The sequence below is a fragment of the Arthrobacter sp. 10N44_2 genome, assembly GCF_056394385.1.
This window is the reverse complement of sequence record NZ_JBFTHT010000001.1, coordinates 330,883-342,729: the sequence shown is the minus strand read 5'-3', so window position 1 is coordinate 342,729 and position 11,847 is coordinate 330,883. Positions and strand designations below refer to the sequence as shown.

Below are 11,847 nucleotides of genomic sequence, written 5' to 3'. Positions count from 1 at the left end.
GGCACTGCCTGTGGGGCAAGAAGTCGTATTCGGTCCCGGGCCTGTCAGGGCCCCAGGATCCTCGAAAGGTAGCGGGCCACCGCTCGGACGGCGGCCATGGTGGTGGGATAGTCCATACGGGTGGGCCCAAGCACTCCGACCTTGGCCGTGGCGTCCGGCCCGTAGGCGGTGGCCACGACCGAGGCCTCGGCGAGACCGTCGTAGGGGTTTTCCCGGCCGATGCTGACGGTCACGCCGCGCGGGTCTTCGGCCATTTCGCTGAGCAGGCGGAGCATGACCACCTGTTCCTCGAGGGCCTCCAGCACGGGGCCGATGCTGAGCGGGAAGTCCACATTGGAGCGGGCCAGGTTGGCGGTGCCGGCCATGACCATGCGCTCTTCACGGCTGCTCGTGGCCAGGGCCTCAAGACCGCGGGCCAGCGCCTGGGCTGCTCCGCGCCGCGCGGGCGGGCCACCGGCAACGACGGCGGGCAGCAGCTGCGGCATCAGGCTCAGCGGCGTACCGGAGAGGCTGGCCAGAAAACTGCTCCGCAATTCCGACAGCGCGTCGTCGGGAATGTCCTGCCCGACGTCGATCACGCGCTGCTCCACCTTGCCCGTGTCAGCAATCAGAACAGCCAGCACTTTCCTGGGCGCCAGGGGCACGAACTCAATGTGCCGCACCCGGGCGCGGCTGAGCAGCGGATACTGCACGACGGCGACCTGGTTGGTCAGGTGCGAGAGGAGCCTCACGGTCCGGTCAAGGATGTCGTCGAGGTCCTCGGATCCTTCCAGCAGCGCCTGAATGGCCCGGCGCTCGGCCTGGGACAACGGCTTCACCGCTGAGATCTGGTCGACGAACAACCGGTAGCCCTTGTCAGTGGGGATCCGGCCTGCACTCGTGTGCGGTGCCGTGATCAGGCCCTCGTCTTCCAGCGCCGCCATGTCATTTCGGATCGTGGCGCTCGAGACGCCGAGATGGTGCCGTTCAACGAGCGCTTTGGAACCAACGGGCTCACGCGAATGGACGTAGTCCTCCACGATGGCGCGCAGCACTTCGAGTTTGCGCGGTTCGCTCACGCTCCACCTCCAATCGACTGTCCCGCAGCCGGTGCCACCCCCCGCGTCCGGTCCGGGTCCACCAGTGGTGCACGGACGGCCCGCCACAGGACAAGGGTTAGCACTCGACATGCCTAAGTGCTAACCAGTCTAATATGAGTCGCCGCGTTGTTAGCATTGGATTCGCTCCAGGCGTGGCCCGCGGGAACGCGATTCCCGTCACGCCGGCGCCGAGACCGTGGCAGATGCTGCCGTTGCCGCGCCGTCGCGGTCCGGTTCCGGCCCCCGGAGAGTTCCACCGACCGCCGTACATTCCGAGTGCAAAGTAAGCGTGAAGAGATGTCGTACCAGAACTGGGGACCCCAGGACCTGTCCGCCCCCGCCAAGACCCAGTTGCCGGAAGTCCCGGTGGAACGCGGGATGGTCCTCGAGGAGGTCCAGTCCGGCTGGGTGGGCGCCGTAACCCGGGTGGAGAAGTCCGGCGGCATGCACGTGGTGGCGCTGGAGGACCGGCGGGGCAAGTCGCGGTCCTTCCGCCTCGGCTTCGGCTTCCTCTTGGACGGCCAGCCCATCCGCCTGATGCCGCCGGCCCCGAAAAGGACGGCACCGGCCGCCGGTGCCGGCCGCACGGCGTCGGGCTCGGTGCGGGTGGCCGGGCAGCGCGCACAGGTGGCCAAGGCCAGCCGCATCTGGGTGGAAGGAAAGCACGACGCCGAGCTGGTGGAGAAGGTCTGGGGCGATGACCTCCGGGTGGAGGGCATCGTCGTCGAGCCCCTGCACGGCATTGACGACCTCGCGTCCGCCGTGGCGGACTTCGGCCCGGGCCCCGGCCGGCGCCTCGGCGTGCTCGTAGACCACTTGGTGGCCGACTCCAAGGAGTCGCGGATCGCCGACGCCGTCATGGCCTCACCGGGCGCCGCAGGCAACGTCCTGATTGTGGGGCACCCCTACGTGGACGTGTGGCAGGCCATCCGGCCCTCGGTCCTGGGGATCGAGCAGTGGCCCGTGATCCCCCGCGGCACGGACTGGAAGACCGGGATCCTGATGGCTTTCGGGTGGCCCCACTCCACGAAGGAGGACATCGGCCTCGGCTGGCAGAAACTCCTGGGGGCTGTCCGCAGCTACGCTGATCTGGAGGCGTCGCTGCTTGGCCGCGTGGAAGAGGTCATTGACTTCCTCACCGTGCCCTAGTCCGCCGCGGCGGCCGCCCCTGATCTCCATTTCCTTGCCCGAGCAAGTATTCTTGAAACGGCGGCCGCGCTTCCAGTGCGGTCCCGGCTATTTCAGGCACAACCCAGGCAGCAACGCATCACCGCAATCCGAAGGGCTACACCGTGGCAGATAACGCACGCGAACACACGGGCAATCAGGCTGGCCATGGCCAGCCCCCGTACCATGGCGTTCCGGCAAACGCGCTGCCGCTGACGGCCAGCGAGGACCGCCAGTGGGCCACGCTCGCGCACTTCGGCGGCATCCTGGGCTGCGTGCCGTCGCTGCTGATCTACCTCATCTTCAAGGACCGCGGCCCGTTCACGGCACAGGAATCCAAGGAAGCCCTCAATTTCACCCTGCCGCCGACCCTGGCCGCGGTACTGGCCAATCTGCTGGTCTTCATCCCGGTGGTGGGCAACCTCTTCGCCGTGCTCGCCACGGTGATCTGGATCGCCGTGACGTGCTTCTCGGTGGCGGCAGGCATCCACGTCAACCGCGGCCAGCCGCACCGCTACGAGTTCAACCTGCGCTGGATCAAATAGCCGGCCCGGACCCAAGCACGAGAGCCGGCCGCCGCCCGTCAGGGGCAGCGGCCGGCTCTCTTTTGTGCGGCAGGGTGTTGTGGCCGCTGATGCGGGCAGCCAAGTCGTGGAAGTTTTGCCGGCCAGACTAGTCCGGCAGGATCCTGCGGACGACGGCGTCGGCCAGCAGCCGGCCCTTAAGGGTGAGAATGAGCCGGCCTTTGAAAGCCGCCGCGGGGTCCACGAGGCCGTCCGCGATCAGCCCCGCCACAGCGTGCCTGCCGGTGTCCCCCAGGCCGCCGAGGCTTGGGATGTCGAGCCCGGAATTGAGCCGGGCCTCGAGCATGACCCGTTCCACGTTACGGGTTTCAGAGTCCAGCGTTTCGCGTCCGGCGGCGGGTGAGGCGCCGGCGCCGAGGCGGTTGGCGTAGGCGGTGGGGTGCTTGACGTTCCACCAGCGGACGCCGCCCACGTGCGAGTGCGCCCCCGGCCCGATGCCCCACCAGTCGTCCCCGCGCCAGTAAGCGAGGTTGTGCCGGCAGGCCTGTTCGGGGGTGCGGGACCAGTTGCTGACCTCGTACCAGTTGAGCCCGGCGGCGGAAATCAGTTCGTCGGCGAGTTCGTATTTGGCAGCGTGGTCGTCGTCGTCGATTTCCGGCACTTCGCCACGGCGGATCTGCGCGGCAAGCTTGGTGCCGTCTTCAACGATCAGGGCATAGGCGCTGATGTGGTCGGGGGCGTAGGACAGTGCGGTCTCGAGCGAGTAGCGCCAGTCCGCCAACGACTCCCCCGGCGTCCCGTAAATGAGGTCGAGGCTGACCGAGAGCCCGGCATTACGCGCCCACTGCACCGCCTCGGGCACCCGGCTGGGCGTGTGGGTGCGGTCCAGGACCTTCAGGACGTGCGGCACGGCCGACTGCATGCCGAACGAAACGCGGGTGAACCCGGCGTCGGCCAGCAGCTGCAGGGATGCGGGCGTGACGGAATCGGGGTTCGCCTCGGTGGTCACCTCGGCGCCGGGCTGCAGTCCCCAGGCGTCGATCGCGGCGGTGAGGATGCGCGCCAGGTCCTCCGCCGGCAGCAGGGTGGGGGTGCCGCCGCCGAAGAAGACCGTGCTGAGGGGGCGGCCGGGCAGGCCGCTGCCCTTCAGGGCCGCGGCGGCGAACTCCACTTCCGCGATCGCGGTGGCGGCGTAGGCGTCCTGGGAGGCCCCGCCGCCCAGCTCGGTGGCGGTGTAGGTGTTGAAGTCGCAGTACCCGCAGCGGACCGCGCAGAACGGGATGTGCACGTACAGCCCGAATGCTCGCTGATCGGCGCCCTCGCCCGCCTGGGCGGGCAGCAGCCCGTCCGCCGGCGCCGGGTCGCCGAGGGGAAGAACGCTAGGCACGGGCCCGGCCTGCCGATACTGCAGCAACAATCATTACCTGCACCGTTACTTCTTGGCCTTGTCCTTGGACTCGTCCGTTGTCAGCGCGGCGATGAAAGCCTCCTGCGGCACCTCGACGCGGCCCACCATCTTCATGCGCTTCTTGCCTTCCTTCTGCTTTTCCAGCAGCTTACGCTTTCGGGTGATGTCACCGCCGTAGCACTTGGCAAGGACGTCCTTGCGGATGGCGCGGATGCTTTCGCGGGCGATGATCCTGGAGCCGATGGCGGCCTGGATGGGCACCTCGAACTGCTGGCGCGGGATGAGTTCGCGCAGCTTGCCGGTCATCATCACGCCGTAGGCGTAGGCCTTGTCGCGGTGGGTGATGGCGGAGAATGCATCAACCTGTTCGCCCTGGAGCATGATGTCCACCTTGACCAGGTCGGCCACCTGCTCGCCGTCTGCCTTCCAGTCCAGTGACCCGTAGCCGCGGGTCTTGGATTTGAGGATGTCGAAGAAATCGAAGACGATTTCGGCCAGCGGCAGGCGGTAGCGGATTTCCACCCGGTCCTCGGAGAGGTAGTCCATGCCGCCCATGACGCCGCGCCGGCTCTGGCACAGCTCCATGATGGCGCCGACAAACTCGTTCGGCGCAAGGATGGTGGCGGACACCATCGGCTCACGGACCTCAGCGATCTTGCCGGTGGGGTATTCGCTGGGGTTGGTGACGTGGACGACCTTCTTGTCCTCCAGCGTGACCTCGTATTCCACGTTGGGCGCGGTGGAAATGAGGTCCAGGTTGTATTCGCGTTCGAGCCGCTCGCGGGTGATTTCCAGGTGCAGCAGGCCCAGGAATCCCACGCGGAAGCCGAAGCCCAGCGCGGCGGACGTTTCGGGCTCGTACACCAGTGCGGCGTCGTTGAGCATCAGCTTCTCCAGCGCATCGCGGAGCACGGGATAGTCCGTGCCATCGAGCGGATACAGACCGGAGAAGACCATCGGCTTGGCGTCCGCGTAGCCGGGGAGGGACTCGGTGGCGGGCTTGGCCAGGTTGGTGACGGTGTCGCCCACCTTGGACAGGCGGACGTCCTTCACACCGGTAATGAGGTAGCCGACCTCGCCGACGCCAAGGCCCTTGGAGGGGGTGGGTTCCGGGGAGCTCACACCAATCTCAAGGAGCTCGTGCGTGGCACGGGTGGACATCATCTGGATGCGTTCACGCGGGTGCAGCATGCCGTCGACGACGCGGACGTAGGTGACCACACCGCGGTAGGTGTCGTAGACCGAGTCGAAGATCATGGCCCGGGCGGGGGCGTTCGGGTCGCCCACCGGTGCCGGCAGGTCGCGGACGATCTTGTCCAGCAGGACCTCGACGCCCATACCGGTCTTGCCGGAGACGCGGAGCACGTCGTCGGGGTCGCCGCCGATCAGGTTGGCGAGTTCCGCCGCGTATTTCTCGGGCTGGGCTGCAGGGAGGTCGATCTTGTTCAGGACCGGGATGATGGTGAGGTTGTTTTCCATCGCCAGGTAGAGGTTGGCGAGAGTCTGGGCCTCGATGCCCTGGGCCGCGTCCACCAGCAGGATCGCGCCTTCGCAGGCCGCGAGCGAGCGGGAGACCTCGTACGTAAAGTCGACGTGCCCGGGGGTGTCGATCATATTCAGCGCGTAGCTGGTGCCGTCGAGTTCCCAGGGCATGCGGACGGCCTGGGATTTGATGGTAATGCCGCGTTCGCGCTCAATGTCCATGCGGTCCAGGTACTGGGCCTTCATGTCACGGGACTGGACAACACCGGTGAACTGGAGCATCCGGTCGGCCAGTGTGGATTTGCCGTGGTCAATGTGCGCAATGATGCAGAAGTTCCGGATGATGGCCGGATCTGTTGCGGCGGGCACCGGGGCGGTGCGGGCCATGGGAGACACGCAGGGTCCTTACTGTTGGCATTACGGTTGGCTTTTCCACGGCTCGGTGCGGATGCTCGTATGCCATCCTGCGACGTGGCGCATTTCTGTCCCTATAGTCTCCCACGTCCGGGCCAGTGGCAGTGCATCCCTGCGTTGCGTTGCGGACTCTCCTGGGTCCGGTGGACTCTCGGCGGGATTCCGCCCGCGGATCTGGCCTCGGTTCGGCTGGGGTTGGCCCGCGGATCTGGCTGTGTGCTGCGCCGCGACTGGGTCCGCCCCTGCCTGGCCGCCAGCCGACTGCGGCCACCCTCTGCCCCACCTCTCCCCCGCTCATTCCCTGCCCCTTTCTCTGCAGGGGTTGCCGGTATGGTTTCCCCATGGCTTGGAACTTACGATCGATCAGCGGCGCGGTCCGCGATGCCCTGCGCTTCCTGGATAAACTTGGCGGCTCCGCACCGGGAACCACCCCTGGTCCTGCGGCAAAACCCGCCCGAAAGCCTGCGGCGAAGCGGCGTCCGGGCCAGGCGCGTCCCGGCACCCCGGCCCGCTCCACAGGCGGCGCCCCGGCCGCCGGACTGACCGGGACATATCCCGGCGACTTCCGGGGGCGGGCCGCCGTCCGCTATGCCCCCGCACCCAACGGCCTGCCCGAGCCCGGCGAAATCGTCTGGACCTGGGTGCCCTACGAAGAGGACTACTCCCAGGGCAAGGACCGTCCGGTGCTGCTGGTGGGCACCAGCGGCCGGTATTTGTTGGGCCTGATGCTGACGAGCAAGGACCACGACGGCGACTCCCGCCGGTCGGATGACTACGTGGACATCGGCACTGGACCCTGGGACCGCCAGTGGCGGCCCAGCGAAGCGAAGCTGGACCGGGTTCTGCAGATCAACGCGAAGGACATCCGGCGCGAAGGAGCGATCCTGGACGCAGGCCGCTTCAACCACATCGCGGCCGCGCTGCGGCAGCGGCACGGCTGGAGCTGACCCGGCGGACACCGTGCGCGACGGCGGATCGCCACGCGCACTCGTGCCTGTACGTTGATCTCTGCTATTATTTACAGCTGTGTGTCCGTGCAGGTCGACGGCCACAGATGGTTGGTCGCCATAGGTATCCCCACGCCGCTCAGTCAATGGCCAATCTGAAAGCCCTCTAGACCATTTTCCGCATTGAAAAAGAGAGTTCACACGTGGCTAATATCAAGTCCCAGAAGAAGCGCATCCTGACCAACGAAAAGGCTCGCCTGCGCAACAACGCAGTCAAGTCTGAGCTGAAGACGGCCATCCGCGCCGTCAACACCGCCGTTGAGTCCACCGACAAGGATGCTGCGGCTGTTGCACTGCTTTCTGCCAGCCGCAAGCTGGACAAGGCCGTCAGCAAGGGTGTTCTCCACAAGAACAACGCTGCAAACCGCAAGTCGGCCATCTCCAAGAAGGTCAACGCGCTCTAAGGTTTCCAGTTCACTTGAACTGATGATTGTGGCCGGCACCCCCTGGGGTGCCGGCCACATCCAGTTAAACCGGTTCCGCAAGGGGCCGACTCCGCACCCGTTCTCGTACTACTCCGGTACCCCGCCGGCTGCCCGCTGCCGGGTCCGCGCCAGCAGGGCCGACACGCCGCACCTGGTCCGGCCGGACTCGCAGGGCCAACACGCCGGGCCCCGGTCCGGCCGGACTCGCAGGGCCGACACGCCGGGCCCCTGGGTTCGAACGCGGGTGTCAGGAACTCCTGGCCGAGGTGGCAATCACCGTTACCGCATGTTCCACGGCATAGACAGGATCCCGGGAGAGGCCCTTGACCTGGGCGTCGGCCTCGGCGGTGACCTGGATCGAGCGGACCAGCCCCTCGGGCGTCCAGCGCCGGACTTCCCGCTGGGCCTGTTCGACGAGCCAGGGCTGCATACCCAGTTGCTTGGCGATCTGCGAGGACGACCCCTGCGCGCCGGCCACCTTGGCCAGGGAACGCAACTTCGACGCCAGGGCAGCCACGATCGGCACCGGGTCCGCGCCGGTGGCCAGGGCGTGGCGAAGTGTGGACAGGGCCAGCGGGCCGTTGCCGGCCATCGCGGCGTCGGCGACCTTGAAACCCGTTGCCTCGACCCGGCCGCCGTAGTACTTGTCCACCATGGCCGCGTCCACGCCGGTGGTGGCGTCAGCGATCAGCTGGCTGCAGGCGGCGGCGAGTTCCGCGAGCTGCGCGCCAACCGCATTGACCAGGGCGTGCACGGCGTCGGGGTCGATACGCCGGGAGGCCGCCCGGAACTCGGCCGTGACGAAGGCGATCTTCTCGGCGTCTTTCTTGAGCGGCTGGCAGTCGACAACGGGCCAGCCCGCGGCCTTGATGGCGTCCAGCAGCTTCTTGCCGCGGACTCCCCCGCCGTGGCGGAGCACCAGGAAGGCCTCCGGTTCGGGCTGGACCACATACTTCAGGGCATCGGCGAGGAAGGCATCGTTCATCGCCTCGAGCCCGTCGACCTCGATGAGCTTTTGTTCGCCGAACAGTGAAGGGCTGACGTTCATGGCCAGGGACCCGGCCGTGTAGCTGCCGGCATTGAGCCGCGTAATTTCGACGTCGGGCGCCACCGCGCGGACCTGCGCGCGGATACGGTCCATGGCCCGGGCACCTATGTAGTCTTCCGGACCGCCCACCAGAACGACGGCAGCAGGTGTCACATCGCGCCAGGTGGCGGTGTTCGACGCCGAGGTCCTGGGCCGTTGGGTCTGGGCAGCAGCCACTCTCGATTCCTCCCGGAAGTTGGTTTGCGGACTCTAAGCGTCCCACGCCCGGACCGGTGCTCCAAGCCGCGGCTGACGGCCCGCCGGACGGCTGACCGTGCCGCCGCATGCGAGCGTCCGTCGAGGACGGCGACCACCAGTGCGTGTGCCGCGAGGACGCCACGGGCGGCCGCGGCAGGGTGCAGGGCGAGCCACGCCGCCGCCAGCACAGCCGCGGAAAAGATTCCCATGGTGGCTGCACCGAAGACTCCTTCCGGCCACGGCAGGGCGGCGCCCGGGAGTGCCGCGAAGAACCGGGCGACCCCCGCCACCGCGCCTGCGAAGGCAGCAGCGGCGGCCATGAGGAGGCCCGCTGCGGCCGGGAGAGCGGGCAGGAGCACCACGGCGGCAGTGCCGAGGAGTGTAACTGGCGCCACGAGCGCTGCGGCGGCCACATTCGCGGGCAGGGTGTAGGCGCCGAACTGCGGCTGCAACAACACGATCGCCGGGGCGCAGAAGAGCTGGGCGGACAGGGGTACGGCGACGCCGGCTGCCGCCCAGCGCGGCACCGAAGGCGGCAGCCAGTCCATGATGCGGCGTCCGGCGACTACGATTCCCAGCGTGGCCAGGACCGAGAGCAGGAATCCGAAGCTGGCAGCCAGGACCGGCTGCGCCAGCAGTAGGCCGATGACGGCAACACAGAGCAGGCTGAGTCCGCGCCCCGCCCGGCCAAGAGCTACGGACGCGAGGCCGATGCTGCCCATGAGTGCGGCCCGCAGCACACTCGGATCCGGTCCCACCATGACGACGAACAGCGCCAGCCCCGCGAGGCTGGCCGCGGCGGCGGCCGCGCGCGGAAGGCGGAGCGTGCGGGCGGCGAGCAGCAGCGTCCCGAGGATCAGGCTGCAGTTGGCCCCGCTGACGGCGGTCAGGTGCGTCATCCCGACGGTCTTCATGGCGGCTTCCAACTCGGGGTCCAGGGCGCTGGTGTCGCCGGTGACCATGCCGGGCAGCAGCCCGCCGGCGTCGCCCCCGAACCTTGCCGCCGCGGCGGTGAAGGCGCGGCGAAGCTCCCCGGGACCCTGCTGCCAGGGCCCGGGTCCCCGCAGCAGGGTTGGCGCAGACGTCGCTGCCAGGAGTCCGGCCTCCGGCTCCCCTGGCGCGGCGGGACGGAGTTTGCCTGTGGCGCGCAGGAGCTGGCCCGGAACGGCGTCTCCCCAGGTGGCCCCGCCCATGACCACGATCCGTGCGTCCCCGGCGACCCTGTGGCCGCCGAAGGTCATCGCCGTCAGGATCACGGGAACTGCCCAGCGGTCCGGCAGGCCACCGGCACCGGGAATCCTGAGCGGCCGTGGGGCGCCTGCAATTTCCAGTTCCGCGACGACGGCCGCGCGGGCGGCCACAGCTTCTGCGATGGCGCCGTCGTGCCGCCGGGAGGCCTCGACGGCGGCGTGTGAGCCTGCCGCGGAGGACAACAGCAGCGCCGCTGCCACTGTGGCGCGAGTGCTGCGCGGAACCGCCTGCCCGGCGCTGCGGCCGCGCCCGTGGCCACCCCGCCCAATCCTGGCGCCCCGCTCCCTCGCCGGGCGGAGCCCAGAACGGCCGAGGATGACGCGACCGGCCAGGAAGAGCATGCCTCCGGCCGCCGCCAGCGCCGTGCAGAGACCGGCCAGCCCTGCAGGGGACAGCCAGTTTGCGGCAACGGCGGTCCCCCAGACAAGAAGTGCCGGGAGCACCAGACGAAGGTCCGTCCGTCGTGTCCGTTCGATCGGGCGCCGACGCGCGGCGGCGTCTCGCGCGGGTTTACCGGATCCGCGGATCCGGCCGGAGGCCACCGGATCCTCGTGCTCCGCACGCGCCGGGGAATCGACGGCCGCATCGACGTAGCGCTGCCAGCGACTCTGCGGGACCGCCACAGAACCCAGCGGGCCGGTCCGGTCCACGCCACGCCGTGCAGTGCCAGGCTGTGCAGTGTCAGGCTTTTCCATCTCAGGATTTGCCACGTCAGATACCCACCAACGGGAGCAGGGCCTCGAGCAACTTCGGACCGATCCCGTCGACGGCGTCGAGCTCCTGCACTGTCTTGAACCGCCCGTGCTGCTGGCGCCAATCCACGATCCGCTGCGCCAGCACCGGCCCGACGCGCGGGAGGGTCCCGAGTTCCTCAAGGCCGGCGGTGTTGAGGTTGACCTTCCCGCCCCCGCCGACTGGCCCCGTGCCGCCCGGACCGGAACCGGGCGCAGGTGAGCCGTCCGTGGGCGTATCGGCCTCATCGGGTTCGCCGCGGATGGGCACCAGGACCTTCTGCCCATCCTCAAGCACGGCGGCCAGGTTGAGTCGGTCCGGATCCCCGAGAACCGTGGGCCCGCCCGCCGCTGCAATCGCCTCATGCAGCCGGCTTCCCGCCGGCAGTTGAACCACCCCCGGGCTGGCCACGGCACCGGCAACGTGGACCTCGATCCTTTCGGGCGCCGCGGTGGCCTCATCTCCCGGCGGCGCGGTTGACCCGTCATCCGCCGGATCGGGTGCTTCCTCGGCGGCGGGGGCGGAGTCGCTGAGAGCCACCACCTGCGCGCCGCCGGTTCCGGCCTGCCACCAGAAGCAGCCGCCCAGCACCACGGCAAGGACGCCCAGCAGGGCAGCGGCCTTAACCCCTGTCCTGGCCCGAAATCGCATAGCCAGCGTCGGCCTTCTTCCCCGGCGGTACCCGCGGGTTTCATCAGCATGGTGTGAAGGGTCGCCACCGACGCATCGTCCAGCAGCGAGGACGCCATCAGCCCGGACCGGGACAGGGCTGCCGGGCGCCGGAACCTGCAACTCCAGCAGCCCCGCTGAGTCGCCCGGTTCCCGGCCCGGAGCCGGGGATTCGCCCGGCTCCGCAGTATCTTTCGCACCCCGGGCAGCCCAGCGCGTCGCTGCCAGGCGATCACGGGCAACCCTGACGCCTGTGGCGGATTCAGTTCCCGGGTTGCGGCGTGGCATGGAACGACTCTAGGCAGCCCTCACCCCCGCTGATACCGGGGACCGGGCGTATGTGGATATACCTGAGTAATACGCGTAGATCCGCGGCATCAGGCAAGTATTCCCTACGCTGGTGC

At 68.6% G+C, this 11,847-nt stretch carries 10 protein-coding genes; 4 read left to right on the top strand and 6 right to left on the bottom strand.

The window, feature by feature from the left end; genetic code table 11:
* Positions 1-44 precede the first annotated feature (44 nt).
* On the bottom strand, positions 45-1,058 hold the full coding sequence (gene hrcA, locus AC1DBX_RS01585; protein WP_476930923.1) for a heat-inducible transcriptional repressor HrcA: 1,014 nt from the start codon (positions 1,056-1,058) through the stop codon (positions 45-47).
* Between the two features lie 318 nt (positions 1,059-1,376).
* Between hrcA and AC1DBX_RS01580 the strand changes: the two genes are divergently transcribed.
* Both AC1DBX_RS01580 and AC1DBX_RS01575 read left to right on the top strand, forming a co-directional pair.
* A complete protein-coding gene (locus AC1DBX_RS01580) occupies positions 1,377-2,228 on the top strand; it encodes a DUF3097 domain-containing protein (protein WP_476930922.1) in 852 nt (283 codons plus the stop codon).
* 143 nt (positions 2,229-2,371) lie between these two features.
* Positions 2,372-2,791, top strand: coding sequence for a DUF4870 domain-containing protein (locus AC1DBX_RS01575; RefSeq protein ID WP_026537291.1), 420 nt, complete (start codon positions 2,372-2,374; stop codon positions 2,789-2,791).
* Positions 2,792-2,918: 127 nt separating this feature from the next.
* Here AC1DBX_RS01575 and hemW read toward each other — a convergent pair whose 3' ends face one another.
* Together hemW and lepA are read right to left on the bottom strand one after the other, a co-directional pair.
* Positions 2,919-4,157, bottom strand: coding sequence for a radical SAM family heme chaperone HemW (gene hemW / locus AC1DBX_RS01570; protein WP_476930921.1), 1,239 nt, complete (start codon positions 4,155-4,157; stop codon positions 2,919-2,921).
* Between the two features lie 45 nt (positions 4,158-4,202).
* Positions 4,203-6,056: a translation elongation factor 4 gene (lepA, locus tag AC1DBX_RS01565; RefSeq protein ID WP_026266375.1), complete on the bottom strand. Its 1,854-nt coding sequence runs from the start codon at positions 6,054-6,056 to the stop codon at positions 4,203-4,205.
* A gap of 359 nt (positions 6,057-6,415) precedes the next feature.
* On the opposite strand from lepA, the gene AC1DBX_RS01560 reads away from it, so the two are divergent.
* Both AC1DBX_RS01560 and rpsT read left to right on the top strand, forming a co-directional pair.
* Positions 6,416-7,021, top strand: coding sequence for a type II toxin-antitoxin system PemK/MazF family toxin (locus AC1DBX_RS01560; RefSeq protein ID WP_476857059.1), 606 nt, complete (start codon positions 6,416-6,418; stop codon positions 7,019-7,021).
* 203 nt (positions 7,022-7,224) lie between these two features.
* Positions 7,225-7,485: a 30S ribosomal protein S20 gene (gene rpsT / locus AC1DBX_RS01555; protein WP_018773112.1), complete on the top strand. Its 261-nt coding sequence runs from the start codon at positions 7,225-7,227 to the stop codon at positions 7,483-7,485.
* A gap of 268 nt (positions 7,486-7,753) precedes the next feature.
* Here the strand turns inward: rpsT and holA are convergent, their stop codons facing one another.
* From holA to AC1DBX_RS01540, 3 genes are read right to left on the bottom strand one after another with little or no spacing between them, the layout of a single operon-like run.
* Positions 7,754-8,770, bottom strand: coding sequence for a DNA polymerase III subunit delta (gene holA / locus AC1DBX_RS01550; RefSeq protein WP_028276695.1), 1,017 nt, complete (start codon positions 8,768-8,770; stop codon positions 7,754-7,756).
* On the bottom strand, positions 8,704-10,737 hold the full coding sequence (locus tag AC1DBX_RS01545; protein WP_476930920.1) for a ComEC/Rec2 family competence protein: 2,034 nt from the start codon (positions 10,735-10,737) through the stop codon (positions 8,704-8,706). The genes holA and AC1DBX_RS01545 overlap by 67 nt, the downstream gene beginning before the upstream one ends.
* A 16-nt stretch (positions 10,738-10,753) precedes the next feature.
* The gene (locus AC1DBX_RS01540) at positions 10,754-11,425 is read right to left on the bottom strand and encodes a ComEA family DNA-binding protein (protein ID WP_476886480.1); all 672 of its coding nucleotides are present in this window, start codon (positions 11,423-11,425) and stop codon (positions 10,754-10,756) included.
* Positions 11,426-11,847 lie beyond the last annotated feature (422 nt).

What these genes read in the sequence shown, in the direction of transcription:
- AC1DBX_RS01580 (WP_476930922.1), top strand. Translation starts at nt 1,377, where the DNA reads ATGTCGTACCAGAACTGGGGACCCCAGGACCTGTCCGCCCCCGCCAAG.
- AC1DBX_RS01560 (WP_476857059.1), top strand. Translation starts at nt 6,416, where the DNA reads ATGGCTTGGAACTTACGATCGATCAGCGGCGCGGTCCGCGATGCCCTG.
- AC1DBX_RS01545 (WP_476930920.1), bottom strand. Translation starts at nt 10,737, where the DNA reads ATGGAAAAGCCTGACACTGCACAGCCTGGCACTGCACGGCGTGGCGTG.
- AC1DBX_RS01540 (WP_476886480.1), bottom strand. Translation starts at nt 11,425, where the DNA reads ATGCGATTTCGGGCCAGGACAGGGGTTAAGGCCGCTGCCCTGCTGGGC.